Here is a 26,370-nt window from a genome sequence, read left to right as displayed (position 1 = left end):
AATTTAAATTTTAATTTTAAATATACGGGGTTAATGAAGACTCATTGCTCCGGTCAGCCTCATACAACCTTTGACCGACCAACTTCCGATTCGCACCCTTCATTCCATTTTCCACAGCAACATTCGCAACGCGCGTATTGGGCGTTTCGATGTTGATGTTCGGAATGCGCTCCAAATACTCCGTTTCCAAACTGATGTGGCCGAATTCCTCGGTCACTTTTCCGCGCAACTTGTAAATGCCTGGCCCACGGAACGGATACTTATCAGCCACATTCGGGAACTGCACGCTATTGATCCATTGCCCTTCGAGGTCGATGAGATTACCGAAGGTCATGTACTTGCCATCGCTGGTATGCGTGCCGCGAACATGAACCCGATAACCGATGATCTCCACGGTCTCGTTCACGCGCTGGTTCATTTCGGCTACCGTAAGTGTTGGCAGACCAGTTTTGTCAATCAGGTCGAACGGTGAAATGGTAACGGGGAAACCGAGCAGTTCCATTTCATCATAGGCATTTTCCAGTTCATGATACCAGAGTTCGGGCAATCGGAATTCCTTCACTTCAGCATCGAAGAGTTTGCGAACAGGCCGAGAAACTTTGGTGTGTCCAAGTAGAAAATGCGCATCCCACAGCAATGCTTTTTTGTCCAAACCTGTAAACCGCAATGCGCCAATTCGGATGAGAATACGCAACTGTTCCAACGAAACAGGAACGCGTTTCACCACATCACGCAGGTCTTGGAATGCACCATTTTGGTGACGCTCCATCAAAAGTTGTTTCAGCGTTTCTGCTTCCAGCCCAGCAATCATTCCCAATCCGATGAAAATGTCTTTGCCGTAAATGTTTGCTCCGCTATTGCTACGGTTCACGCACGGCAAATGAATTTTCGCGCCATGCAGTTTGGCTTCGTGCAGATACAGTTCCTTCGAGTAGAAGCCGCCACCGTTGTTCACTGTGGCCACCATGTATTCAAGCGGGTAATGTGCTTTTAAGAATAGCGCCTGAAAACTCTCTACCGCGTAACTGGCGGAGTGACCTTTCGCAAACGCAAAATTCCCGAAACTCATAATCTGTTCCCAGATCTTTTCAATCGTTTCCTTCGGATGACCTTTCGCAATGCAATTGCTGAAAAACTGATCTTTCACCGACCAGAATTCGTTGCGCTCACGGAATTTCCACGACATGCCTCTGCGCAGCGTGTCGGCTTCTTCCAACGTGAGGTCGGCAAATAGGTGCGCCACTTTCAGTACATCTTCTTGATACACCATCACCCCGAAAGTGTCGTGCAGAATGGAGTACAAATCAGGCAGTTCGGCCTCGGCCGCTTTGCGCCTTTCTTCATCCTGAAACCGCAGAATGTACTCGCGCATCATGCCGCTTTTCGAAACGCCTGGACGGATGATGGAACTGGCCGCCACCAAGCGGTTGTAATCTTCGGCTTTCAACTTGGTGAGCAACATCCGCATGGCAGGCGATTCCACATAAAACGCACCGACCGTTTTGCCCGTTTTCAGTAGCTTTTTGATGGCAGGGTCTTCCTTGAATTTCGGAATATCATGCACATCAACATCCAAGCCCTGATTTTCTTTAATGATGGAAATGCTGTCTTTGATTTTGCCCAGTCCGCGCTGCCCGAGAATGTCGAATTTGTGCAGGCCAACATCCTCCGAAACGTACATATCGAACTGCGTGGTCTGAAAACCTTTGGGCGGCATGAACGTGGCGCCATAATAATGGATATCGCGCTCGGGAATGAGAATGCCGCTGGAATGCACCGTGGTGTGGTTCGGAAAACTCTGAATGCGCGCACCGTATTTCAGCACGAGTTTCGAGAGATGGTCGAGTGAATTGATGTTGGTGTAGCGGTCGTTCAGTCGGTCAATTTCATCGGCTGGCAGGCCAAGTACCTTTCCTAATTCGCGGTTTACTGAACGGTTTTTGAACGTGGAATACGAACCGAGCAAAGCCGCCTTCGGATACGTGTTGAAAATGTAGCGCGTCACATCTTCGCGGTCGGTCCACGAAAAATCAATGTCAAAATCGGGCGGGTTTTTCCGTGATGGATTGATGAACCGTTCGAAGTAGAGGTCGAGTTCGATCGGATCGACATCGGTTATACCGATTAGATAGGCCACCATGCTGTTGGCACCGCTTCCGCGCCCAACGTGGAAATAACCTTGGCTTTTAGCGTAATTGACAATGTCATGATTGATGAGGAAGTAGCTGTAGAACTTCTTCTTTTCGATGATGTCCAACTCTTTCTGAAGTCGCTCCAGAACCGTTCGGTCAGCATTCGGATAACGGTACGGAAGTCCTTCCTGACAAAGCCGTTCCAGTTCTTCTTTGTCTTCTTGAAACGAATCTTTAAAGTGATGTTGATTGTGTGAGGCCTCGTAATTCCCGAACTCAAAACTCACATGGCAATCCTGTAACAGCCGTTCGGTATTTGCGATGATGTGTGGGAATTCTGCAAACGCTTTTCGCAGGTCATCGCAATGCCAGAAAACGTCTTTTTCTGTGGACTGTTCCTCGGCTGGCAATCGGCTCAGTAGACAATTGTTGTCAATGGCGCGCAGTAGTCGATGTGTATTGAAATCACGCTTGTTACGGAACGTCATCGGTTGCAACACAACCAGTTTTTCTTTCTGCTTTGCCCATGGAGAAAGCTGTAATCGCATCAGTTCTGTGGGACGAATGCCAATGAATTCGTTTTCGCGCAAGCCAAAAAAAAGACCCCCTCCCCGCTTCGCGGTACTCCCCCTTTTCAGGGGGAGAGCTGGTGCGTTGATCTGATGTTTGTAGTATGCTTGATTCGGAGTGCCGTTCCCCTCCTTGGAAGGAGGGGTGTCCTGAAGGGACGGGGTGGTCATTTTCATCCATTGCTCAAACGGATAAATGACATACGCATGCTGGAATTCAGGTGCGCGGTCGGAAACCTCAATTTCACCCATTAACTGCTGCGAAAGATGCCTGTTGATCTCTGCAAAACCATCATTGTTTCGCGCCAGTGCCACATACTTGGTCTGCGTTCCTTTTTTGAAATCGACCCCGACAACGGGATGGATGTCAAATTCTCGCGCTTGCCGTAAAAAATCGAGACACGCGGCCGAACTGTTCACATCCGTCAGTGCCACAGACCGCGCACCTGCCCGAACGGCAATTTCCAGCAGCTCTTCGGTCTTTACCGTGCCGTAATGGAAGCTGTAATATGTGTGAGTGTTTAGAAGCACGAAATTCTAAATCCGAAACAGGTTCATGTTCAATAGTCCATTGTCGACAGTCCACGGTTCACAGTTGATGGTTTTTCTGTGGTCTATGGACTGAATGCCATCGACTTTTCCTTCCCATTTTTCAGCGGAAAGGGCATTCAAGGTAGTTGATAGTTGTGGTTCGATCGGCCTTTCGTTGATAACTTTTAGGCCAAGTTCAGGCGGCAGACCGTAATCTATTTGAGTGGGTCAAAAACTGTGAAAGTCGACCAAAAAACCTCTACCGAAACTTGGTTTTCAATTCAGTTCTTTGATAAGCGTAGTGCCTTCTTTTCACGCAAACCGGCTGAATCCCTCTGAAAACATCAATCTGTCTCCAGCTAAAGTTTCAAGTTGATCTTTAACATTTTGCGATACGAAAATGCAGTTATCATATATCCAAACATTTTCGTCCAAAATCATATCAGAACTTATTTTTTCGGGAAAGATTTCATTGCCGATGATGACTTCTGAATAATCGTTCCACTTATCGCCCGTGGATTGTCTTTCTATTGAAACCGATTCCAACCGAATTTCATTTCTTAGAATTGAGTGCAAAGTTTCAGCAATGTCATTTCGCACAAGAGTATGTTCATGTCCCGAAATGATTAACGGGAACTCATCAAATTCAATGACTTTGAAAATTCCATTTTCGGAACGAAAAAGTTTAAGTCGCGAGCAATTTTTGTTTCCCACATGATAGACTGATGCCGCTCCCATTTAAACACATGCTAACCATTGAACAAGAGAACGCTACGTTAGGCGAGAATCCGCCTCAGCATCATCAAGGCCATTTTTTCTTCAGAGACCATTTTGCCGTCAGCAAGATAAACAGCCGAAACATCCTCCAGCAATTTATCCAACGCTACTTTATCTGAAACATAAGACTCCTTGTACATGAGCAGTCTATCGACACATTGCGAGTCAGACAGGTCGTTGAACTCTTTTTGCATCCTATTGACCAGATCGACATCGAACCTGTTATACAAGAAATCCAATTCCTTGCTTACCACTTGTTGGTCTGAATTGGCCGCATACACAAGAACAAACGCCAAAAACTCATTATAACTCCAATGTGCCATATCGTTACTTTCACAGTTATTCGTGAAATATAGAAACTAATCCTCAGTCACGTTTCAACATGCTTCCACATCAACAATCCAAAATGAAATGGCTTTCGACCATTTTCTGATGCTGCAAACGCTCAATGGGTTCTCTCAACCAGACCTGCAGGCAGCAATGGATCTTCAATATTCCAACCCTGATTCTGCCATTGCTCTGGCAACGGCCATTGCCGAAAAGACCCATGATGCAACCCTCGAAGGAAATGCTTAGGAGGTGGTAGGGATTTCCGACTGGGTAAGGGATTGGATCAGTGGATTGGAAAGGTGCGGTAGGTCACAGTACTTGATCAACGCACCACGAAATTTGCACCATGAATCCGAACACAAAAAAGCAACTCACGTCTTGGGTATTTGCATCGCTTACACTTGGTCTTGCCCCGTTCTTCCCAGAACCACATATTGTAGGTAAGATACGTTGGGTGGCGGGTGGTGCCATCGGTATGACGGGCATGGATTGGTTCGACCTCGTTTTCCATGGTTTCCCGTGGGTGTTCCTCGCTTTCTTTATCGGAAAGGCTGCGTGGGAAATCTTCGGCACAAAAAAAGCCGCTCAATAAGCGGCTCTTTTCAATTCCATTTCCGAATGGGTCATTCCCAGATGATCTTGTCTGGAGAATTGTACCATTCTTCGTACCGTGCCTTGTAGATCTTCTCGATCGGATTCCGCTTGATTTTCATGGTTGGTGTGAGCAACTCATTCTCCACCGTCCAAGGTTCTTTGACGATGATCGCCTTCTTGACCTGTTCATGGTGATCCAGATCTGGATTCACATGATCCAACGTTTTCAGAATACTGTCCTCGATCTCATTCTTCGATTTTCCAGCTGCGGATTCTGAAGTGACGATCAGCGCAATTGGTTGTGGAATACCATCTCCGACCACACATACCTGCTCAATATCTGAGTTCTCAGAGATGTCCATTTCAATGGGCGATGGTGCCACATATTTCCCTTTGGTGGTCTTGAAAAGGTCCTTCACACGCCCTGTGATCTTCAAGAATCCCTGCTCATCAATGTAGCCTTCATCTCCCGTTCGCAACCAACCATCAACCAGCGTTTCCGCGGTCATTTCTGGCTCCTTGTAGTAACCATCCATCAACGCTTCATGCTTGATGAGAATTTCCTTCACATCACTCAATTTCACTTCGCAATCTGGCAGCGGCTGACCTACATAACCCACCTTGATGGCATCGTTACGCGTAACGTGGCTGTAGCAACAATTCTCCGTCATGGCATAAGCCTCCTGAATGTTGATGCCCAATTTGGCGAACCATTCGATGAGCGAAGCTGGCGTTGGGGCCGCACCGGTAAAGACATTCGGAGCTTCCTGCAACCCAAGTCCTGACTGGATCTTCTTCTTCACAATTCCATTCAGAATTGGAATTTTCAGGAACAGATCGAGTTTTTTCTGTGGCATCTTGGCCAGAATTCCCTGCTGGAACTTGGTCCAGATACGCGGCACACCAAGGAAAACCGTTGGCTTCGATTCGGCCAAGTTAGCTGCAAACGTATCCAGCGATTCTGCGAACGAAACCTGACTTCCTGTGTAGATGCTTCCCATCTCCACCAACAGTCTTTCTGCAATGTGGCACAGCGGCAGGTATGAGAAAAATCGCTGTGTATGCGGCTCCAATTTCAACTCATTCATGGCTTTCTCGGCCGCCCAACCAAAGTTGTAGAACTTGTGCATCACGCCTTTCGGCATACCTGTCGTTCCAGATGTGTAGATGATGGTGGCCATGTCCATCGGGTTGCGTTGCACATCTTCCGTTATCGGCTCCACGTCTTTTACCAGATCATACCATTCATCGTACCCTTCCTCCGTATAAAATGGGAATGCAATGCACTTCACATTCTGTGGAACACCGGGCCGCATGTTTTCCCAACCATCCAATTTCCCTACGAAAAGCAACTTCGATTCGCTGTGCTCCAAGATCTGCTTCACCGTATCCTCGTTCAGATTCGGGTACATCGGCACGCCACAGTAACCGGCCATTTGAATAGCGAGGTCGGAGATGATCCAATGCGCGCAGTTCTTGGAGATGACCGCGATCTTCGAACCTGGTTCGTAGCCCAATCCTTTCAGATAAGCTGCCATCTTGCGCACTTCCTGTCCCGTTTCTTTCCAGGTCCATTCTTTCCATTGCCCGTTGATGGGTTGGCGCATGTAAACCATATCCGGGGATTCTTTCTCCCAGCGGTACAGCATGTCTAAAGGAAGTGGGTAGCTCATTTATTCGGATGTTTTATTTGAGGTTGATGCAATAAAAAAGGTCGCTTGATAATTATCAAGCGACCAAAAATAAGATTTCACCGAAATCAAGCAAGATGAAGCTTCGGGAAGCAGCCTCTGCTTAAGCCATTTTCTGAGCCAATACGGAATTGTACGTTTTGGAGGCTTCGCTCACATGCCCAAATTCATCACCGTCAATGGTCATTTTATTGTCTGATGTCACAGTTCCGAGAAGTGTGAAGTCCACTCCCGAAGCAGTCATCATTTCAACGAATTGTTCCTGATCTTCTGGCGAAACAGAAACCACTGCGCGGCTTTGGCTTTCCCCGAACAGGAAGGCATCTTTTCTGATCTCGTCATCTGTCTCAATCTCAAATCCGAAACCGTTCGGCATCGCGCTTTCAAACAGCGTGACGAAAAGGCCACCGTCAGAAACGTCATGAACGGACTTCACAGCTTTGCTTCGGATCAACGAAAGAATCTGCTGCTGGAAATCGAACTCTTCATCCAGGTCGATGTGTGGCGCAGGCGAACCTTTCACGCCACGGAAACTGTAGAGATACTCCGATGAATTGACATCATTTCGAGAAGTGCCGACCAAGTAGATAAGATCACCTGCATTCTTGAAATTCAAGGTCATGCGATCTTCCTTATCAGTAAGAATTCCCACCATTCCAATAGTTGGTGTTGGGAACACTGGTTCCGTTTTGTCCTTGAAAACAGATTGATTGTAGAAGCTCACGTTACCGCCCGTAACAGGTGTATCGAACTTGCGGCATGCTGCGCCCATTCCTTTGATGGCACCCACAAATTGCCAGTAGACTTCTGGCACGTACGGGTTTCCGAAGTTCAGACAGTTCGTCACTCCAGTTGGTTCTGAACCCGTGCAAACCAAGTTTCTTGCAGCCTCAGCCACCGCGATCTGCGTTCCTTTTTCTGGATCGGCATTGATGTAGCGCGAGTTGCAATCCACCGTCATGGTCAGCGCACGTTTGCTGTCTTTCAGGTTGACAACGGCAGCATCTGATGGCGCATTCGTGCTCATATTCACAGTTCCCACCATGCTATCGTATTGCTCGGTTACCCAATTCTTGGACGCGATATTCAAGTGACCGATCAAGTGCCAAGCGGCTTCCTTGTAATCTTCAGGTTCAGAAAGCTGATCGATGTTGAACTTCTGGAATTCAGCGTAGTAGGCTGGCTCTTTGTATTCTCTCTCGTAAACGGGCGCACCTCCACCAAGAACCAAGTCCCAAGCTGGAATTTCAGCCTTCAATTCTCCGTGCATGTAGTAGCGAAGTGTTCCGCCTTTTTCGCCAAGGTTCGGAGCGGTTACCACACCGATCTCCACGCAGTTCAGATCCCACTTATCGAACACGGCCAGCACATCTTCCTCGCGGCCTTTCTCAACCACGATCAGCATTCGCTCCTGCGATTCACTCAAAAGAATTTCCCAATCGAGCATATTCTCCTGACGCGTTGGAACTTTATCCAACCAAATGTCCATTCCGTGGCCGCCTTTCTCGCTCATTTCTGAAGTAGAACAAGTGATTCCCGCCGCGCCCATATCCTGCATACCGATAACGGCTCCAGTTTCAATTACTTCCAAAGAAGCTTCCAACAATAATTTCTCTTGGAATGGGTCGCCAACCTGGACTGCTGGAAGATCGCCAGCACTTTCTTCCGTGATGTCCTTACTCGCGAAAGCGGCACCATGAATTCCGTCTTTTCCGGTAGAGGAACCGACAATGAAAACTGGGTTTCCAACTCCATGAGATGTTGCTGAAACCATCTTACCAACTTCCAGCGTTCCAACAGACATGGCGTTCACCAACGGATTCTGATTGTAGCATTCATCGAAGAAAACTTCTCCACCAACGGTCGGGATTCCGAATGAATTGCCGTAATCGCCAATTCCTTTCACCACACCTTTTACCAACCATTTGGTCTTATCAAGGTCTGGATTTCCGAAACGCAATGAGTTTAACTGTGCGATCGGACGCGCACCCATGGTAAATATATCGCGGTTGATGCCGCCAACACCTGTTGCCGCGCCTTGGTAAGGCTCCAAAGCCGATGGGTGGTTATGACTTTCGATCTTGAAAACACACGCTAAGCCATCACCAATGTCCACCATACCCGCGTTTTCCTCGCCCGCTTCCACAAGCATTTTCGAACCTTCGCGCGGAAGCGTCTTCAACCACGTAATGGAGTTCTTGTAGCTACAATGCTCACTCCACATCACCGAAAAAATGCTCAACTCCGTGAAGTTGGGCGTTCGGCCAAGAATGCCTTTGATCTTCTCGAATTCCTCTGGGAGCAATCCAAGTTTCTGGGCTGTTTCTACGGTTGTGAGTTGGTCGGTTGAGGTACTCATGTCGGCTGGAAATACGTTCGAATTGTGCTGCAAAAGTAACCAACGCATGTGTTGTGGGAAGTCGAGGTCGCCATCCCTTATAGATGAGTTTTCAACATGGCAAGGGTGTATGGTTCTACGCCCTTACATCATGGAAACCGATTACATTTGGTTGCATGTATCATTTGGAGGGCACGCTTCTGACACTCGCATACACGGCATTCTTCCTCTTCCTTATCGGAAAGATGAAGTTCTTCCGTATGGGTTCAGTTCCTGTCAGATGGTTTCAGGGTGCATTCGTACTCAAAGTGCTGAGCGGCTTTCTGCTCTACCTCATCTACACGTATTACTACACCGACCGCAGCACGGCCGACATCTGGAAATACTATGACGATGCGATGGTGATGTTCTCGGCCTTGCCGGAAAGACCGATGGATTACCTGCAAATGCTGATCGGTTGGGGCGCGGATAATCGCGAACGGTTCACCGCTTACTACGACCTGATGAGCCATTGGGACAAGCCGTACCACTACGGGGTTGCCAACGATACACATCTGATTATCCGTTTCAATGCTTTCGTCCGATTGTTCTCCATGGGGCATTACAACGTTCATAACGTGGTGGCGAATTTCCTTGGGTTGATCGGCCTGACGGGTATTTTCCACTTCCTGAGGCGGATGAATCCAAGCAAAGAGCGTTGGTTTTTCTTGGGCGTCTTCCTCATGCCTGGAATGATGTTCTGGGCTTCTGGCGTGCTTAAAGAACCGCTGCTACTTCTCGGTCTTGGGCTTCTACTCCTTTCGGTACTCCGATTTTCAGAATCTGGAAACTTCATCAAAGGAATCATGCTTGCTGGCATTTCATTGTGGTTGTTGCTTTCGGTAAAAAGTTATGCGCTGCTCGCAATAATGCCTGGTATCATTGGATGGAGGATAAGCTCGAAATGGCCAAAATTCCATCCTGCGTTGGTATTTGGCGGAATGTATCTGCTGCTGTTTTTGGGAGCGGTTGCGCTGGAACAGGTAAACCCCGAAAAAGGCGTTGCACCGCGATTGGCCAAGAAGCAGATTGAGTTCTACCAGTTGGCAGAAGGTGGAACGTACGTTCGGGTCGCAAGTGGTGATACGCTGTATATCCAAGCCGAGGATTATGATGCCATTCATTTTGAGGCTGACCGCGATGATGCTTCGCTTCTAAAAGATGTTTCTGCGGTTGCGTGGCAAGATGCCAAACAGCCGAATGCTACAGAAAAAATGCTTCCAACTGGGACGGAATTCTATGTGGTGCTCGATTATGGAAGAACGGGAAGTACCATTGACATTCCCAAATTGGACGACAGCATTTGGAGTATTGTCAAAGCTTCACCCGCTGCGCTGATGAACGCGCTTTTCCGCCCGTTCCCTTGGCAGATCGATTCTCCGTTCATGCTGCTTTCAGGATTGGAAAACCTGATCGTTCTGCTCCTGATTCTGCTGGCAATTATCCTGTTTGACAGAAATGGGCTTTCCAGCCCGACCTTCTATCTGGCCGTTGGATTCGCGGTTGTGATTCTCCTCCTGACAGGACTGGTTACTCCTGTTGTCGGGGCAATTGTGCGGTATAAAGTTCCTGCACTGCCGTTTCTGGTTTGCGCGCTTATTGCTCTGATTAAAACCGAAAGCCTTGGAGGTTTTCTGAAACGACTTCTTCCGAACAGCATTGTGCGATTATTTGAGAATCGGAACTGACAGGAATACTCCGAATTCCTTCGGAAAGTGAACACTGATGCGGCCGTGGACCGCGCCCTGCTCATCATAGAATTTGGCGCGTTGCGATAGTGGAACGATGGCTTCGTGCCAAACATTCGGATGGATGTAAAGCCCTTTGCCTCCTTCCACTAAGAATGCTTTGAAATGCTCTGGTTTCACATCATCTCCTGGCAACGCCAATGCCGTCATGAACGAATCGCAGCCTTCCAATGGAAAGAACAATTGTCCGCCATCGGGATGGTAGTTTGCATGCCAAAGCAGCACACGTTCAGGCTTGTCGGTTGAGATTTCTGAAGCATCTTTCGGGTTCTTGCTCCACCCGAAAACATACTGCGAATTCACCGCATCGTTCTTTCCTTTGAACACATCACCTTCCCAATAAAAGGTGAAATCGCCCGAAACCGTTCCCGCTTCATCACCCGTTCCTTCGTCCACCTCGCGCCAACCTTGCGCTGGCCACCGGACGATCTCCAGCGGATAATTCTTGTACTCTTCAGGCTCAACGATCTTGCCGTAGCCTTCCAAACTTTCAGGCGTAGCCTTGATGATCTCTACTTCGTGCCATGGCAATTCGCCTGGCACATCTGGATTGAGGTAATCGAGTTTCATGACCCAAATCTATTCGAATCAGGAATCATTTACCTTCGTACGTGTGAAGAAATCGTGAACATCTCTGAACGAAAGGTGTTTGCACCAAAATCATCCATCATGAAAAACCTACTACCAATAACGCTGATTTTTCTGGCCGCATGCGGCACACAGCAAAAACCAACTGAAGTGGAAGAAACTCCGGAAGAGCCGAATATCGTTTCGGAAGAGATCACCTACCAGGCGGACAGCATTACCATGAAAGGAGTGCTTTTTTACGATGCGAATCAGACCGAAGCAAGGCCAGGAGTTCTCGTTGTACACGAATGGTGGGGATTGAACGAGCATCCGCTCAATTCTGCCAAGAAGTTGGCCGAACAAGGCTACGTGGCGTTTGCGCTCGACATGTACGGAGATGGTAAACACGTGGAAACACCTGACGAAGCAGCCGCTTTGGCGGGCTCCATTTACAAGAATTTTGATGGCGCCATTGAGCGATTCAATGCTGCGGAGAATGTGCTTAAAAGCAATGAGCATTGCAATCCGGAGGAGATCGCGGCCATCGGTTTCTGCTTCGGTGGTGGCGTTATTCTGAACATGGCGCGCCAAGGTGCTGACCTCGATGTGGTGGGCAGTTTCCATGGAAGTTTGGATCCTGTGAAGAAAGCCACAGAAGGAATTTTCAGCGGGAAGATATTGGTGATGAATGGCGAGGCCGACAAACTGGTTTCGCAGGAAAGTATCGATGCGTTCAAAACGGAAATGGACAGCGCGAAGGTCGACTACACCTTTATTGATTATCCAGGCGCGATGCATGCATTCACCAACCCGAAGGCAACAGAAGTTGGTGAGAAGTACAATCTTCCCATCGCTTACAACAAGCAGGCTGACGAGGAATCGTGGGCCGCTCTCGAAAACCTTCTACAGGAAACTTTCAATTAATCCAGCTGCGCGAGAATGTATTTCTCGTCATGCTGCGTGAGGTCGAGACCGATCTCTTCCGCTTCCTCACTCACGCGAAGCGGAATAATGGCGTTTGTGATGTAATACAACAGGTACGAACCGAAGAACGTGAACGCACCTACGATCACCAATGCAAGCATGTGATTGAGAAACAGGTCCGTTTCGCCCGTGATGAGGCCACCATCCAGTGCAAAAACCGCTGTCAGGATCATTCCCACAATTCCACCCAAACCGTGGCACGGGAATACATCCAGCGTGTCATCCAAGGTGGATTTTGACTTGATGTGAACCGCAATATTGGAGATGATGCTGGCAATGATTCCGATGGCGATACTCGCCCCAAAACTCACAAAACCTGCGGCTGGCGTAATGGCCACCAGACCGACAACCGCACCGATGCTTCCGCCCAACGCAGAAGGCTTTCGGCCTTGCGATGAATCGAAAACCAACCACGCCAACATGGCCGCTGCTGAAGCCAAATTTGTGTTGACGAAAGCACTTACCGCCAAACCATCTGCCGCCAAGGCTGAACCCGCGTTGAAACCGAACCATCCGAACCAAAGGAGACCTGTTCCGAGCAATACATAAGGAATGTTCACGGGCGTGTTCTCCACTTTTTCCATGTGCACTTTTCTGCGCCCGAAGAACATGGCACCGGCCAACGCGGCCATTCCTGCCGAGATGTGAACCACGGTTCCGCCAGCGAAATCGAGTACGCCCCATTTATAAAGGAATCCTTCGGGATGCCAGGTCCAATGCGCCAATGGCGTGTAAATGAAAAGGCAGAACAGCACAATGAAAAGGATGTAGCCCCAGAACTTGATGCGCTCGGCAAATGCACCTGTAATGAGCGCTGGCGTGATGATGGCAAACTTCAACTGGAATGCGGCAAAAAGCACGAATGGAATTCCCGTGGCTATCTCAGGATGTGCCGCAGTTCCAACATTATCGAACATGAAAAAGGTGCGCGGATCACCAATAATGCCTCCGATGCTGTCTCCGAAACTCAAGCTGAAACCGACCACGAACCACACAATGGTGATGACACCCAACGCCACAAAACTCTGCAGCATGGTAGAGATGATGTTCTTGGCGGAGACCATTCCGCCATAGAAATAGGAAAGCCCTGGGGTCATCAACAACACAAGGCCCGAAGCGGAAATGAGCCAAGCAATATCGCCCGAATTGAAATCACCTCCTTCAGGATGCGTGGTTGGATAAAAGGCTGCAAAAAGCCCTACCAGAATCATCAAGAGAAGCGAAACTCTTGCATATGTTTTACTCATTTTCCTTCCCATACCTCAGAAATTTTCAATCTGACCGCAAAGAAAATGAGTTTTTAAGCCACTTACCCCTTTAAAAACAGGGGTCTTATCAATTATTTTTCACAATTATCACATCCATTACAAAACTCACTGGGATAAAGGGAAATAGATCGGATTCCGCTGATTGAATTTCCGGATGTAAAACATGGACGCCTGCTTTTGGTCGTGGCGCGATTTGTCTTCGAACTCATTCTGAAGCGGTCGGTCGTACGCCAACAACTGGTCAAGAAGTTCTGGGGCGATGGTGCTGAGATCGCCTGTTCCCAGCTCGATCAACTGTCCTGACGAAAAATCCAACAGGAAATGAATGTTCACCGCCTCATCGTAATAGCCGCCATTACTTGGGAAGCCTGGATTTCCATACATGCCACCCATGCTACCAAAACCTCCCATTCCTCCGTAACCCATGCCCATGCTTGGTGACGGTGGCATAAATCGCGTCACGATGACCGTTGCAGTGAAATAGCTGTACGCACCGATGGAAAGGATCGGAAACCACTGGTGGTCACGCCAATCCTTTGAACCTTGAACCGTGTTGATGCCGATGTAGATCTTATTGTTCTTACAGAATCCCCAAACGGAACGGGTGTCCACAATTCGTTCCTCCAACAAATTGTCGAAATAGACCACCGAATCGGTATCGAGCACCATATCCAGATAGTCATCATTCCGAATGTCCAACTCGCTATAAATGTGCGTTATATCGATCGGATTGTTGTTCTTGAAATCCTCGAAGGTGAGATAGACTCCTTCCTTAAACTGAAAATCGGGATTGTAAGCCACCTTTTGCTGCCCGTTGGAGAAAAGGGGAATCAGAAAAACGAAAAAGGAAATATGGAAGAACCGAACCATTCAATACACCTTTACGGTATCCTGAACCGTAACCGTATCGACCTCAGTTTGGTTCACTTCAGTTTTCTCATCAGGATGGTTTGGGAGATACCAGAACCACATGGTCAGGAACGCCAACACGAACGCAATGATGCCTGATAAGAAGAAAAGCCGTTTGAACATGATGCAAATGTAGGATTTACCCCTCTGCCTTCGGCATCTCCCCAAAGGGGAGAAACTCGCCTACTGACGAAAACTCCTCGATCAATAACCTATTTTTGCCTCTTGCATGAAGAACTATCTATCACTCGTCAAGTTCTCTCACACCATTTTTGCCATGCCGTTCGCCATGATCGGCTTCTTTGTGGCAGTACAACTTACGCAGGCAAGTTTTGAGTGGCATCTTTTGCTGAAAGTGGTGCTCTGCATGGTTTTCGCGCGGAACGCGGCCATGGCTTTCAACCGCTACATTGACCGCAATATTGATGAGAAGAACCCACGCACGGCTATCCGCGAGATTCCGGCCGGCATCATCAATGCCAACGCAGCCCTTTGGTTTGTGATCGCCAATTCGGTGGCGTTTGTCATCACCACGTATTTCATCAATCCGTTGTGCTGGGCGCTTTCGCCTGTTGCGCTGGCGGTCGTATTGGGCTACAGCCTCACCAAACGGTTTACCGCGTTGTGTCATCTCATTTTGGGGCTGGGATTGAGCCTCGCCCCGATCGGAGCCTACTTGGCCGTGGTGGGAAAATTCGACCTTCTTCCCCTACTCTTTTCGTTTGCCGTGCTTTTTTGGGTGGGCGGTTTCGACATTATTTACGCCTTGCAGGATGAAGAGTTTGACCGCGAGAACGACCTTTTCTCCATTCCCGTTTGGCTTGGAAAATCAAAAGCACTGATGCTTTCGAATGCACTTCACGCCATAACTGCTGCGTTGCTGTTCTGGGCCGGAAGTTTGGGCGATTTCCATTGGTTGTACTGGATCGGCTACGCGATATTCATCTCGTTGCTCACTTACCAACACGCCTTGGTAAAACCGAACGACCTGAGCCGCGTGAACCTCGCATTTTTCACCACCAACGGAATTGCATCCGTCACATTCGCATCATTTGTAATCGCTGATCTTTTCATCCTGTGAAGACCGTTATCTGCATGCCTGGCGATGCGCTGCCAGAAGAATATTTCGATGTCCGCTATGAAATCCTGAGAAAACCGCTCGGTTCGCCAAAAGGTTCGGAACGACTTGGAGGGGACAACGAGGCCATCCATTGTTGGGTTGAGACCGAAGGGAAGATCGTTGCGGTAGGCCGTGCGCATTTGATCCCGGAAAATGCGGATGGAAGCGCCTACGACCAGAAGGCCAAAAGCGCGTGTCCGGCATTTGGGCCGCTTTGCGAAGACTACGAACCGATGGAGGATGACAGCGGCACCGAGATTCCTGTTGACGGACTTCGCCCAGCTGTTCAGGTTCGCGCCATGGGAACGTTGGATGATTTCCAAGGCGAAGGTTTCGCCAGTCAGGTTCTTGCCTCGCTGGAACAGGATAGCGTTAAACTTTGGAATGCCAGAACGGGCTGGTTGCAGGCTCGCATTGTGGCCATCCCGTTTTATGAAGCCAATGGCTGGTGCTGCTTCGGCCCTGAATACGAAGTACCGAACGTTGGCCCGCACGTAAGCATGTGGAAGAAATTGTAGAAATTCATTGGTCAAACCTTTTGATATGAGAATCCTTACCGCCCTGTTTTCAATCCTTACCGTTTTCTGTTTCGGGCAGAACGCCACCAAGCACAGTTTTACCTTTGAGAAAGGCGCTACCGTGAACATGTCGGCAGAAATGGAAGATTGGAACATCCATCTGCAGCATCTGGAAGCGCCAACACCCGGCATCAGCGGATTGCGGGCAGAACTTCATCAGAAGAAATTGCAGATCATGGAAATGTACCCTGCACAGGCTTCCGGTTCTGCTCGGGCAGCATCTGGCCCAACTCCCAATCTTGGAAACAACTTCGAGGGAAATACTTTTCAAGGCATACCGAATGACAACGACATGGCCATTTCGAAGGATAGCATTGTTGTGTCGGTGACCAACTCACGTATTCACATGTACAATGGCGTGACAGAAGAGCAGGTATTCTACCGCTCGTTGGGCGGATTCGTTCAGCCGTTGCACATCACGGGCAGCAAATTCGACCCGAAAGTGATCTATGATCCACAGAACGACCGTTTCATTATCATCTTCCTCAGTGGCTTTACAAATGCCAACAGTCACATCATGGTGGCTTTCAGCAAAACAAGCGACCCAACAGGCGATTGGAATCTGTATGCACTTCCGGGCAATCCGTTGAACAACGATACATGGTCGGATTATCCGGTTGTCGGCATTTCGGGCAAGGACCTCTACATTGGTGTCAACACATTTACAGACGGTTCTTCGAACAACTCCGGTTTCACCGAATCGTGCCTGTGGCAGATCGGGCTGCGCCAAGGCTACCTCGGTTATCAGCTCATCACCAATTACTACAGCGATATTCTTCCTTGGACACGAAGGTTGTTCAATATCACTCCGATGCCTGCGGCCGATGTGCCGTCTGCAGAGAACATGTATCTCATCTCTAACCGAAACACGGCCATTCATAACGATTCCATTTTCCTGTTGGAAGTGACCGGACGCGTGACCGACCCGAATACAGAACTGGTATTGAAAACACTTGTCACCGACCAGCCTTATGTTCTCCCTGTTCCTGCGCGGCAGGGTGGCGGCCAATGGTTCGACACGAACGACAGTCGGATCTTGGGAGGTTATGTGCTGAACGGGAGGATCCATTTCGTGCAAAGCTGCACCGACCCAAGCACCGGAACTTCAGGCATCTATCATGGTGTGATCGACAATATCGATGGTGTACCGAGCATGGTCTCCCGTATTTACAGCGAACCGGGGCTTTACTACGGTTATCCTAACATTTCGTGGTGCGGTCTGAGTTCGGACGATGAGCAATCCATCATCACATTCAATCACTCCAGCCAAACGGAACCTGCCGGATTCAGTGCCATCCATGTAAATGCATCGCTGGAGCCCTCAGCCCGATTGCAGATAAAAACGGGTGACAGTTATGTGGATGTAATGACAGACAGCCTGGAACGCTGGGGCGATTATTCGGGAAGTCAGCGATTGTATGACGAACCGGGAAAGGTTTGGGCTGTTGGCTCCTTCGGATCTAACCTACATGGACACGGAACTTGGATCGCAGAACTGACCACCCCAGACCTACTGACCGGAATTGCCAATGGCGAGGTCATTCATATTGATGCTTCAACCTTTCCGAATCCGTTTGCGGAGCAGATCAACGTGGTGTTCGACATTCCTTCAACCACTTTCCTTAGGCTGGAACTGGTGGATATGAGCGGCAGATTGGTAAAACTGCTGATGGAAGACCGCATCAAGGCCGGAAAGAACCGCATTTCTTTCAATGGTGCATTTCTCGAAAACGGCACCTACCTGATCAATGCTTACACCAAGGACGGACTCATGTTCAACAAAAAGGTGATCAAGCAATAATTGAAACGCGCACTTCTCCTCTTCTCAATTGTTTTGGTCGTGGTCTGTGCCGCGATCTGGCTCTGGTTGAACCGTCCCGTTCATTACCAACATGAACCAATCATTCTCGGACATGGCGGAATGGGAATCCGCTCATTGCTACCGCTCGATTGCAAGGCCGGGATCGATGAGGCGCTTTCGTACCCGATAGATGGAACAGAAATGGATGTGCAGATGACACGGGATTCTGTACTGGTGGCATTTCATGATGAAGATCTGGAAAGCAATACCGAGTGCAGCGGTCCCATCCACGAACGTACGTTTGAGGAACTGCATGATTGCCATAACCAAGGTTGGTTTACCAGCGAACCCATTTCCTCTTTGGAAGAAATTCTGAAGGACAGGCCACAAGGAACCACCTTCTCCTTAGACCTGAAGGCAGAAAGTGACAATGCCAAATTCCTGAATTCATATACGGACAAATTGATGCGGCTGACCAACAGATTTCCTCAGTACACGTTTCTCATGGAGTCGAATAACGAGAGCTTATTGAACTCATTGAAAGAGAAAGGTGCGAAAGCGGATCTCTACTTCTACGCTCAGAACCTCGAAACTGGAATAAAAACCGTTCTGAAAAATGGTTTCAAAGGCGTTTCAATTGACTTGAAGGCAGTTGACCAACCTGTACACGGAGTGATCAAAGGTCAAGGGGTGCGCATCATGCTTTGGGGCTGCGGTTCTGCCATTTCAAACCGAAAAGCAGTAGAACTTCAGCCGGATATCATCCAAACGGACGACATCCCTTCCATGTGCCGAATACTGAGGAGATAGGGAATTACTTTTCTAAGGTCAGGGTATAATCCCAGTTCTGGGTAGCATTTACAATAACCCGGTAAGATGCCTGTTGCTTATTGTCGGTATCCAGAATCCGTTCCCAGATCATGTCCGTATCATCCGTTCGTTTGATGATGATCTCTTCATCATTCGCCTCCCACTTGAAATCACCCACCTGATCGTAAACGGTTCCTGCAATGGTGAATGAATAGTTCTGCCTACCCTTTCCGTTACTTTCAAATTTTACGGTTCCAGTAGGTGTATCATCCGTAGCTGTAAAGATCGAAGCTCCATTGGAATTGTAGGTCCCTTCCACTTTGGTCACATTCCACGTACCGAACAGCGTCTTATCAAGATTCTTGTTGCAAGATGTAACCGTTACCACCGCAGCGGCCAATGACACCATCACTAATACTCGTCTCATCATAAACATTTGCACAAAGATATATATGCAAAACGCCCCTGACCCGAAAAGGATCAAGGGCGCCTTCAATTCAATTCATTACTTGTTGATCATCATTCGCTGTGTGAGCACATTTACGCCATTGGTAAGCGAATATGTGTAAACGCCCGATGGCAAGCTGCTTCCATCAAAGATGATCCTGTTCTCACCTTGCATAGCGGCAATGGACATGCGGGCCACTTCCCTACCTGCCGCATCGCGTACAATGAACTGATAGTTGGCGGTTTCGCCACTCTCAAAACGTATGGTCGCATTTCCTGATGTCGGGTTCGGAATGCTCTGTCCAAGAGAGAAACCGAATCTGTCAAGGTCTTCGATACCCAGGTATGGCCCGGTCAGGTCAAAGGTCTCTGATGCGGTGAAGTTATTGGCATCCACCACATTGATCGTGTACGAACCGGGAGTGAGATTAAATCGGTCCTCAGTGGTCGGGCCATCCGTCCAAGAAATAGTGTAGGGTGGCGTTCCTCCTGTAATGGTAACATCGATGTATCCGTAGATATAGTTGTTCTGCTGATCGACCGCAGGGTTGCTGACAGAACCTGTGACATGCAAGTTGTTCGTCAGGTCCGGATAGCAGTCCTTGAATGTGACAAGTATCGGATCACCGAATGCGGAACAATCGGAGTTGACCGCTGGGAAGTTGTTCGGCAATGGTGGAATGTGGAAGTTTACCACTACCGTTTGTCCCGGATTTGCTGTCAGATCGACACCAGGGATCAGGTATGATTCATCCTGTGTGATCAGGTTACAGCTGTCTGCCGAGTTGATCACCACGAAATCAGGAACGGACATGTCCAATGCTGTTGTGCCTGTATTGGTAATGCTGATGGTCCATTCTCCGTTCGGGTCTCCTGCATAAAGCGAGGTCAATGGAATACATGGAAGTCCACCGGCAAAATCAAGCAATTGCTGGTTGATAGGCAGCCCGAACGCAATGGCATCGTTGGCATTGAGCTGCGAACCGTCAGGGAATGTGAAGATCATTGGGAACAGTTCCCAGTTATCATCTACCGCAGAAAGGGAAGGGCAGATCTCAGCATACGGAGCACAGCCCTGAAGCGTATCATAGGTCAGCGGTGTCACATCCGGATCCTCAATGGCAAAGGGCGTAACGTAGTAACTTCCATTGATAATACTGTCTGCATTATTCGCACAGTTTCTGGTGAAATCAATCGTGGATCCAAAATTGGAAAGGATGTAACCGCCATCTTCAGCAGCGGTGGCACTTGCCTGATCCACCACCGGCCCCATGGCCTCTGGCGTAACTGCCCAAGCAACCGTAGAATACGGGTTGAGCGTGAATCCAGAAGCATCGAAGGTCACCACATCGCCACAGCAAAGCGTGTCGTTGGCCAATGGCTGCACCGTTGCCGGAAGACACAGCCAGTATTCTGTAGAAAGCTGTGAACTACAGGTTCCCTGATTGACGTAGATGGCTGTGAACGGCCCCACATTCCCAGAGGCTGGAAGCGTATCTCCGCTCTCGCCTTGGATCAGCGTTCCATCCAGATACCATTCCACACCATAGCCGTTCGGGTTGTTGGTCACCTCCAAGTTGGCAGTGGCACTGTTGTAAGTAATAACCGGAGGAAGCGGATACTGAAGAATCTGCACCAATTCAGAATCCGATTCAGCCTGACAGAAATAGGTCGTATCAACAATGATCAACGAATAATAGTAGGTCTCGTTGACCCACACCGCAACCGAATCTGAAATGAACGAACCGGACTTGAGCCATTGGTACTGGTAAGGACCAATAGGACCGCTGATAAGCACAGAATCACCTGTACATACATTCTGTCCTGGATCGAAACTCAGCTGAGGTTGAGCAGGGACCGGATAAACGGAAACGGTATCATCCGTCACGTAAACCGTATCCACCACGGTTCCGATGGTATAGGTTCCGAACACCTCCGAGTTGGAGAAGTTGAATGTTCCAGGGCCAGTGACGCTAAACGCCAATGCTCCAAGATTGTCATTCTGTGAAACGTTGTCTTGATCCCAGAAAGTCATGGAAAACACAAGCGAACTAAGTTCGATGCCAAGGTTATTCCAAGTCTGTGTAAGGCTATTATTACCTGCGGAAGAGGTGTAGGTGTCGCCATTGTTCGCATAATCGAAGAAAAGGTCTGGCGCACCCTGACAAACGCCAAATAGGCTGGCCTCCTCAATATCACCACACCAGCCCGAACCGGAAGCAGTAACCTCCACATCCGTTAGCACATAATTGTAAACGGTAGTGGTAAGTTCCGGATAATAATCGCCTGGAGTTGTGTATGACTGAACAGCCGGAGTAGCCCCCGTGGCCGTGTTGCCGTTTCCGAAATCCCAATCGTACGTGGTCGGCTGCAGCGGTTCAAAGTTCAAAAGACCTTCATAGGTCACATCCAGCGAACCACAGGCCGAAGGCGGGTTGTAGCTGAAACAGCAGTTGCCTCCGGGAGATGGATCGATGGTCAGCGGCATCGTAAAGCCGGTTGGCTGATTGATGGTACCTATAGGAGTAGTGACATTGGCCACCACCTGAATGGTAATCGTATAATTACCTGGAACTGTGGGCGTTCCGCACATCTTCACACAACCGCGCTGAGTGGCAGGGTCGTTGGTAACCGTGTAAGAGCAGCCTGGCTGATCGCATGTGTAACTGATTCCTTGAGGCATCCCTGTAACGCTGGTGACCGTGATCCCATTCAGAGTAACACTCTGACCAGAACCAGCATCCACAAAATCGCGAGGCATGAAAAACGTTGCGTTCTCATCATAGTAAACGCCTTGTGTACCGTTAGGCAGAGATGCCGGACAAAGGGTCGGCTGAACCGGATTCAGTCCCACACCGCAGGTCTGGTCAATGGTGCAACCGGGACACTGAGCCGAAACATTGGTCAAATTGGCGAAGAACGTCACCGACAGTATCGCGATAATTGTAGCTATTCTTTTCATTTTCATGGTTTTGAAGCGTTGCAAAAGTACTTTTTTCGAGGTACCGAATTCTATACTGATATACAGCAATATTGAAAACGTAACGATAAGGACACAGTTGTCTGCTCATCGCTGGCATAGCTGCTTGAAATCGCAGAAGCCACAGGCCTTCGCGTCCTCGGTCTGTTCGAATGGGATTTCTAGATCGAAGAGCTCCGAAAGAATATCTGATAGAAGCTCTTCCGTGTACGCGTCCAATTCCTTTGCGCTGAGTTTTTCCCCATCCTCCAGAATGGATATCTCCTTCTCTATCTCATGCAAACGCAAGAAGAAGATGGCCGGAATGGCGGTGTCCGTTCCCGTCATCTGCGTGTAAAGCAGATGGTAGATGAGCAACTGAAAGGCATAATCGGCCTTGGACGTGGCGAAATCCTCCACCCTGTCTATCTCCACTTTCTTATCGGCCGAGCCTGTTTTATAATCGATCAGCCTCACCGTTCCGCTAGAAGTTCGGTCGATGCGGTCGGCCATGCCTTTGAAATGTACTTCCAAGGATTCTCCATTCAGTTGGTGCGGGATGGAACCCGTTAGTTTCTCCTCCAACTGCAGCACCGTATTGGGTTGGCCGTTCCTTACCGCTTGCAGGTCGTTTTTCAGCACGCGGTTCACATAGGTCTTGGCCACTTCAAAGGCCAGCAGATTGGTTCCTTGCATCACCGATTCCTTCGGGATGTGTTCGGCAAACTGCTTTGCCAGCTCATCATCGGCCTTGGCCTGCATCTGTTTCAGCACCTCCTCGGTGAGCGGTTTTCCCAAGGTCGGTTTGTAGAGTTCCTCCAACGTATCGTGGATGGCCGTTCCGAACATGGCGTGGTCCACATCCTCCACCAGTTCGTCCTGCTCCTTGAAACCCGCCACGTAGCGCATGTAGAATTTGAGCGGACACGTTCGGTAGGTGTTCAGAGCCGAAGGCGAAAAACCATCGGCCGCATGTTCTTTCAGTTTGGCCAATTCCACTTCGGTTTTTGGGATGATGATGGCCTCGCCTACCGAACGTTTGGGCAGCTTCTGCTCCAACCGAAGTTCATGAAAATGGATAATGTCCTTATCGCATTCCAACCGCAGTTGCTGCACGAAGCGGCTTACCTCTCCTCCACCGAACGATTCGGTATCCTGATCATAAATGAGATGCACCTTCTTGGCGCGCTGCATCAGCCGATAGAAATGGTAGGCCGTTACCGCATCGCGCTCGTTCTGGCAGGCCAGTCCGTACGCCCGCCTCACATCGAATGTAAAATAGCTCGGACTGTGCGCATTCGATGGCAGACTTCCCTCGTTCACACTCAGCATGATGACCTCCTCAAAATCGAGATTCCGTGTTTCGAGCATGCCCATTACCTGCAGCCCACCGATGGGTTCGCCCACAAAATCCAACTGCTGACCGTTGACCAACTGATGCCAGAACACCTGTAGGGTTTTGATGGATTCGATGATGCCGAACTGCTGTTGCAGGTCGGACAGTCTGCGCAGCAACCGCTCCACCAGTACCACAAAACCCAGTTCCAGCCTGAAGTCTTCTTCCTTCCATGTTTGGCGGATGGTGCGGCACACCTGCTGCAGCAGGGCAATGAAGGCATCCACCGATAGGTGCGTGTCGGAAAAGACAATCTTCCCGAAGGAGGAGAACTGCAACTCATCTGCTTGCAAGTAGGCCTTTTTCAGTTCCAACAATTGCTTTTTAATGGCCTGCGCGGGTCGATCCGACAGCGATACGAAGACGCTGTGCGTCACCACCGCCATTACATCGGCATGGTAGAACCTTCCGCGCGTGGCAGCACCAACGTACAGCCCGAACAGCTTATCGATAAAACTGACCGCCTGCGAATACTTGAGCCCGTAGCCCATGGTGATGTTGACGCCCGAAATATCTGCGGGCATCGCATTCAGCAACGGAAACAGCAGCTTCTCATCGTTCAGCACCACGGCCATGTTCGAGAGGCTCTGCGGGCCATCCTTCCTCACCTTTTCGGCCAGGATGGTGGCCGCGGCCTCGGCCTGCGTCACGTTGCGCTGGGCAGCAATAAGGTTCACATCCTTTTCCTGCTCCGCAAAGAAGTGCTGCTTCCAAGGCGCATCGGGCGTCACTTTCAGGTGGGCCTTGCCCGAGGCATACTTCCTGAAATAGAACCCCGCCTCATGCAGCGCATCGTCCACGTAGTGCGCGTCCATGTCCCAGAAGGTCTTGGCCGTGCCGTTCTCCTCAAAGGCGCGGATAATGTGCTCTTCCGAAACGGTGAGCGCATTGAACCCCGCAAACCAAACGGTGCTCCACGGGCAGCGCTGGATGCTCTGCTGCGCATTCTCCGCCACATGGCGGAAGGCCAACCCCTGATAGGCCACCTTCTCCGCTTCCAGCTCCTTGCGCAGTTCGCGGTAGAGCGGGTACAGCCCTTTTACAAATTGCAGGTGCCGTTCCTGAAAATCAGACATCGGTCTGCCGCTGGGATTCCAGCGTGCAATGCGCTCGATGGAATACAGCTGGCTGTAAATGTCCTCGGCATCCACCAGGTTGATGTCCACCTCGTTGACATCGGCCAAGAAGATGGGTGCCCAATTGGCAAAGAGTTCGAACGGCTGCGGGTCGGCCACCGAGCGCTGGTACACCCCGAAGAGCTTGAACAGCAGCGTGACCTGCTCCACCTTTACCATGCCCGACAGGCGGAATACGAAATCCTCGATGGAGAGGATGCTGGGTGCCCAGATGGTCTTTTTGCCCGCCTTGGAGAGGGCATCGCGCAGAAACACACCCGCCCGCCTACTGGGCAGCACCACGCAATGGCCCGAAAGGTCGTTGCCATCGGTGGCAAGCAGTTGCCGGGCTATCTGGTCGAGGAAGGTTTTCACGCTGCGGAAGATAGTATTCTTTGAGGGTTTGAGAGAGGTAGGAATGGAGCCGCGCTATGCCTAAAACTTCAAAAAACGATGGCAATGGTACTTGAAGAGACAGCCCGTATCACAGTCACAGCATTCTCGGTTCGAATGAGGATCAATAAGATCGGTAGCTTGATCAATGATCTAAAGAAAGGAGTTTGTTCAATGGAATGCCGAAACCGCCTTGTTGGACGTTGCAAATGGCTATATTGGCAAAAATTTAAAATGGTCAAATGAAATTGACATTCTCTATTCTGCCGATCATTGCGTTACTGATTGTTTCCTCATGTTCTGAGGTGAAAGTGGACATAGGTGACCAGTTACCAGACACCAACTACCCGAACGGAAATAAGAAAGCTGAATATGAGGTAAAAGAAGGTAAACTCCAAGGAAAATATATCGAATACCATGAAAATGGAAATGTCAAGTTTGAAGGACAATACGAGGATAACGTTCAAACTGGCTTGTGGAAAAAGTTCTATGAAAACGGAATCTTATTCGAGGAGAACATGATGAGTAATGGTGCTTACAATGGATTGCAAAAAGTCTATCACACTAACGGCCAGCTTGCAGTAATTGGAAATGCTGTTAACAATCTTGAAGATGGGGAATGGTGGTTTTTTGATTTAGATGGAGACACATTGAAAATGGAAAATTACCAAAACGGAAAAGTTGTCAACGAGGTTGAGTATCAACCATCTGAGGACCTTTATAAAAAGTAAAACCGTTTACCAATACCCGATACGTGTGACAGTACACTCCTCTGGGTATTGTCGTTTGAGGGAGATGTTGCACAACATTTCAAATCAACATGAAACGCATACTTGTAAAATCTTTGGTGAGCTTAGTGATGTCAACTGTCTTGCTAATAGGCTTCACATTAATCAAAAGCTATTTTCAGCCCTTACTATCAATTGTTGCAGTTGGTCTTTTACACATACCCGTTTTCCTAATTTCACTCATCGGGTTAATACGAAAAGACAACAACCTTTATCAGATATTGCCACATATTATTTCAATCGTGCTGTACGGAACCTTTGCATGGCTTACATGGATGCCGGATAAACCGGAAAATGATTTTCGCGCGTCTCCCTATAACGGATGGCAAGATAATTGAAACCCTTACAACTAAACCACTATGGACTGGAAGTCCATAGGTTTGATTGACGACTGAAAGTCGTCTTTCACTCAATGATGAAATTGCTTCCGCCATTGTCATCACTCCTTCTGTGATGCTCCAGATATTCATTCACCATTTCATCTGT

21 protein-coding genes are annotated in these 26,370 nt (G+C 49.0%); 9 read left to right on the top strand and 12 right to left on the bottom strand.

What is annotated here, in order from left to right; all coding sequences use genetic code 11:
* Positions 1 to 16: 16 nt before the first annotated feature.
* From dnaE to GC178_08740, 3 genes are all read right to left on the bottom strand, one after another.
* Positions 17 to 3,232 carry a DNA polymerase III subunit alpha gene (gene dnaE / locus GC178_08750; protein MBI1287652.1) on the bottom strand — a complete coding sequence of 1,072 codons (3,216 nt, stop codon included), beginning with the start codon at positions 3,230 to 3,232 and terminating at the stop codon, positions 17 to 19.
* Between the two features lie 312 nt (positions 3,233 to 3,544).
* A complete protein-coding gene (locus GC178_08745) occupies positions 3,545 to 3,970 on the bottom strand; it encodes a hypothetical protein (GenBank protein MBI1287651.1) in 426 nt (141 codons plus the stop codon).
* 38 nt (positions 3,971 to 4,008) lie between these two features.
* Positions 4,009 to 4,332 carry a hypothetical protein gene (locus tag GC178_08740; protein MBI1287650.1) on the bottom strand — a complete coding sequence of 108 codons (324 nt, stop codon included), beginning with the start codon at positions 4,330 to 4,332 and terminating at the stop codon, positions 4,009 to 4,011.
* A 353-nt stretch (positions 4,333 to 4,685) separates the two neighbouring features.
* Here GC178_08740 and GC178_08735 point away from each other — a divergent pair, with 353 nt between their 5' ends.
* Positions 4,686 to 4,931 (top strand): hypothetical protein, encoded by a 246-nt coding sequence (locus GC178_08735; protein MBI1287649.1) that lies wholly within the window; start codon positions 4,686 to 4,688, stop codon positions 4,929 to 4,931.
* Positions 4,932 to 4,962: 31 nt separating this feature from the next.
* On the opposite strand, the gene GC178_08730 is transcribed toward GC178_08735, so the two are convergent.
* Both GC178_08730 and purL read right to left on the bottom strand, forming a co-directional pair.
* On the bottom strand, positions 4,963 to 6,606 hold the full coding sequence (locus GC178_08730; GenBank protein ID MBI1287648.1) for an AMP-binding protein: 1,644 nt from the start codon (positions 6,604 to 6,606) through the stop codon (positions 4,963 to 4,965).
* 121 nt (positions 6,607 to 6,727) lie between these two features.
* On the bottom strand, positions 6,728 to 8,983 hold the full coding sequence (gene purL, locus GC178_08725) for a phosphoribosylformylglycinamidine synthase subunit PurL (GenBank protein ID MBI1287647.1): 2,256 nt from the start codon (positions 8,981 to 8,983) through the stop codon (positions 6,728 to 6,730).
* A gap of 155 nt (positions 8,984 to 9,138) precedes the next feature.
* On the opposite strand from purL, the gene GC178_08720 reads away from it, so the two are divergent.
* Positions 9,139 to 10,689: a hypothetical protein gene (locus tag GC178_08720; protein MBI1287646.1), complete on the top strand. Its 1,551-nt coding sequence runs from the start codon at positions 9,139 to 9,141 to the stop codon at positions 10,687 to 10,689.
* On the opposite strand, the gene GC178_08715 is transcribed toward GC178_08720, so the two are convergent.
* Positions 10,669 to 11,319 carry an ureidoglycolate hydrolase gene (locus tag GC178_08715; protein ID MBI1287645.1) on the bottom strand — a complete coding sequence of 217 codons (651 nt, stop codon included), beginning with the start codon at positions 11,317 to 11,319 and terminating at the stop codon, positions 10,669 to 10,671. The two genes, GC178_08720 and GC178_08715, sit on opposite strands and share 21 nt — an antisense overlap.
* Before the next feature lie 99 nt (positions 11,320 to 11,418).
* Between GC178_08715 and GC178_08710 the strand changes: the two genes are divergently transcribed.
* Positions 11,419 to 12,240: a dienelactone hydrolase family protein gene (locus tag GC178_08710; protein ID MBI1287644.1), complete on the top strand. Its 822-nt coding sequence runs from the start codon at positions 11,419 to 11,421 to the stop codon at positions 12,238 to 12,240.
* Here GC178_08710 and amt read toward each other — a convergent pair.
* Both amt and GC178_08700 read right to left on the bottom strand, forming a co-directional pair.
* Complete coding sequence (gene amt / locus GC178_08705; GenBank protein ID MBI1287643.1) at positions 12,237 to 13,547, bottom strand: ammonium transporter; 1,311 nt, start codon at positions 13,545 to 13,547, stop codon at positions 12,237 to 12,239. The genes GC178_08710 and amt overlap by 4 nt on opposite strands.
* A 126-nt stretch (positions 13,548 to 13,673) precedes the next feature.
* On the bottom strand, positions 13,674 to 14,438 hold the full coding sequence (locus GC178_08700) for a hypothetical protein (GenBank protein MBI1287642.1): 765 nt from the start codon (positions 14,436 to 14,438) through the stop codon (positions 13,674 to 13,676).
* A gap of 268 nt (positions 14,439 to 14,706) precedes the next feature.
* On the opposite strand from GC178_08700, the gene GC178_08695 reads away from it, so the two are divergent.
* The 4 genes from GC178_08695 to GC178_08680 are packed head-to-tail and all read left to right on the top strand — an operon-like array spanning position 14,707 to position 18,786.
* The gene (locus tag GC178_08695) at positions 14,707 to 15,558 is read left to right on the top strand and encodes a 4-hydroxybenzoate octaprenyltransferase (protein ID MBI1287641.1); all 852 of its coding nucleotides are present in this window, start codon (positions 14,707 to 14,709) and stop codon (positions 15,556 to 15,558) included.
* Positions 15,555 to 16,115, top strand: coding sequence for a hypothetical protein (locus GC178_08690; protein MBI1287640.1), 561 nt, complete (start codon positions 15,555 to 15,557; stop codon positions 16,113 to 16,115). Before GC178_08695 ends, GC178_08690 begins: the two co-directional genes overlap by 4 nt.
* A 25-nt stretch (positions 16,116 to 16,140) precedes the next feature.
* Positions 16,141 to 17,976, top strand: a complete 1,836-nt coding sequence (locus tag GC178_08685) for a T9SS type A sorting domain-containing protein (GenBank protein ID MBI1287639.1) — start codon at positions 16,141 to 16,143, stop codon at positions 17,974 to 17,976.
* Positions 17,977 to 18,786, top strand: a complete 810-nt coding sequence (locus GC178_08680; GenBank protein ID MBI1287638.1) for a hypothetical protein — start codon at positions 17,977 to 17,979, stop codon at positions 18,784 to 18,786.
* 4 nt (positions 18,787 to 18,790) lie between these two features.
* Here GC178_08680 and GC178_08675 read toward each other — a convergent pair whose 3' ends face one another.
* The 3 genes from GC178_08675 to GC178_08665 form a co-directional block, all read right to left on the bottom strand.
* Positions 18,791 to 19,213, bottom strand: coding sequence for a hypothetical protein (locus GC178_08675; protein MBI1287637.1), 423 nt, complete (start codon positions 19,211 to 19,213; stop codon positions 18,791 to 18,793).
* 78 nt (positions 19,214 to 19,291) lie between these two features.
* Positions 19,292 to 22,201, bottom strand: a complete 2,910-nt coding sequence (locus GC178_08670) for a T9SS type A sorting domain-containing protein (protein MBI1287636.1) — start codon at positions 22,199 to 22,201, stop codon at positions 19,292 to 19,294.
* A 99-nt stretch (positions 22,202 to 22,300) separates the two neighbouring features.
* Complete coding sequence (locus GC178_08665) at positions 22,301 to 25,078, bottom strand: hypothetical protein (protein MBI1287635.1); 2,778 nt, start codon at positions 25,076 to 25,078, stop codon at positions 22,301 to 22,303.
* A gap of 260 nt (positions 25,079 to 25,338) precedes the next feature.
* Here GC178_08665 and GC178_08660 point away from each other — a divergent pair, with 260 nt between their 5' ends.
* Both GC178_08660 and GC178_08655 read left to right on the top strand, forming a co-directional pair.
* Positions 25,339 to 25,827 (top strand): hypothetical protein, encoded by a 489-nt coding sequence (locus GC178_08660; protein MBI1287634.1) that lies wholly within the window; start codon positions 25,339 to 25,341, stop codon positions 25,825 to 25,827.
* Between the two features lie 89 nt (positions 25,828 to 25,916).
* The gene (locus GC178_08655; protein MBI1287633.1) at positions 25,917 to 26,222 is read left to right on the top strand and encodes a hypothetical protein; all 306 of its coding nucleotides are present in this window, start codon (positions 25,917 to 25,919) and stop codon (positions 26,220 to 26,222) included.
* A gap of 67 nt (positions 26,223 to 26,289) precedes the next feature.
* Here the strand turns inward: GC178_08655 and GC178_08650 are convergent.
* The coding region (locus GC178_08650) for an IS200/IS605 family transposase (protein MBI1287632.1) at positions 26,290 to 26,370 on the bottom strand (81 nt) is incomplete at its 5' end.

The organism is Flavobacteriales bacterium (genome assembly GCA_016124845.1).
Taxonomy (GTDB): Bacteria; Bacteroidota; Bacteroidia; order UBA10329; family UBA10329; genus UBA10329.
The sequence above is the reverse complement of the archived record's forward strand: the minus strand, read 5'-3'. Positions and strand labels throughout refer to the sequence as shown.

Excerpts from the sequence above, each read along its gene's own strand:
- GC178_08710 (MBI1287644.1), top strand. The coding sequence starts at position 11,419 with ATGAAAAACCTACTACCAATAACGCTGATTTTTCTGGCCGCATGCGGC.
- GC178_08740 (MBI1287650.1), bottom strand. The coding sequence starts at position 4,332 with ATGGCACATTGGAGTTATAATGAGTTTTTGGCGTTTGTTCTTGTGTAT.
- GC178_08735 (MBI1287649.1), top strand. The coding sequence starts at position 4,686 with ATGAATCCGAACACAAAAAAGCAACTCACGTCTTGGGTATTTGCATCG.
- GC178_08675 (MBI1287637.1), bottom strand. The coding sequence starts at position 19,213 with ATGAGACGAGTATTAGTGATGGTGTCATTGGCCGCTGCGGTGGTAACG.
- GC178_08655 (MBI1287633.1), top strand. The coding sequence starts at position 25,917 with ATGAAACGCATACTTGTAAAATCTTTGGTGAGCTTAGTGATGTCAACT.
- GC178_08660 (MBI1287634.1), top strand. The coding sequence starts at position 25,339 with ATGAAATTGACATTCTCTATTCTGCCGATCATTGCGTTACTGATTGTT.
- purL (MBI1287647.1), bottom strand. The coding sequence starts at position 8,983 with ATGAGTACCTCAACCGACCAACTCACAACCGTAGAAACAGCCCAGAAA.
- GC178_08730 (MBI1287648.1), bottom strand. The coding sequence starts at position 6,606 with ATGAGCTACCCACTTCCTTTAGACATGCTGTACCGCTGGGAGAAAGAA.
- GC178_08745 (MBI1287651.1), bottom strand. The coding sequence starts at position 3,970 with ATGGGAGCGGCATCAGTCTATCATGTGGGAAACAAAAATTGCTCGCGA.
- GC178_08715 (MBI1287645.1), bottom strand. The coding sequence starts at position 11,319 with ATGAAACTCGATTACCTCAATCCAGATGTGCCAGGCGAATTGCCATGG.
- GC178_08670 (MBI1287636.1), bottom strand. The coding sequence starts at position 22,201 with ATGAAAATGAAAAGAATAGCTACAATTATCGCGATACTGTCGGTGACG.
- GC178_08700 (MBI1287642.1), bottom strand. The coding sequence starts at position 14,438 with ATGGTTCGGTTCTTCCATATTTCCTTTTTCGTTTTTCTGATTCCCCTT.
- GC178_08695 (MBI1287641.1), top strand. The coding sequence starts at position 14,707 with ATGAAGAACTATCTATCACTCGTCAAGTTCTCTCACACCATTTTTGCC.
- GC178_08685 (MBI1287639.1), top strand. The coding sequence starts at position 16,141 with ATGAGAATCCTTACCGCCCTGTTTTCAATCCTTACCGTTTTCTGTTTC.
- GC178_08720 (MBI1287646.1), top strand. The coding sequence starts at position 9,139 with ATGTATCATTTGGAGGGCACGCTTCTGACACTCGCATACACGGCATTC.
- amt (MBI1287643.1), bottom strand. The coding sequence starts at position 13,547 with ATGAGTAAAACATATGCAAGAGTTTCGCTTCTCTTGATGATTCTGGTA.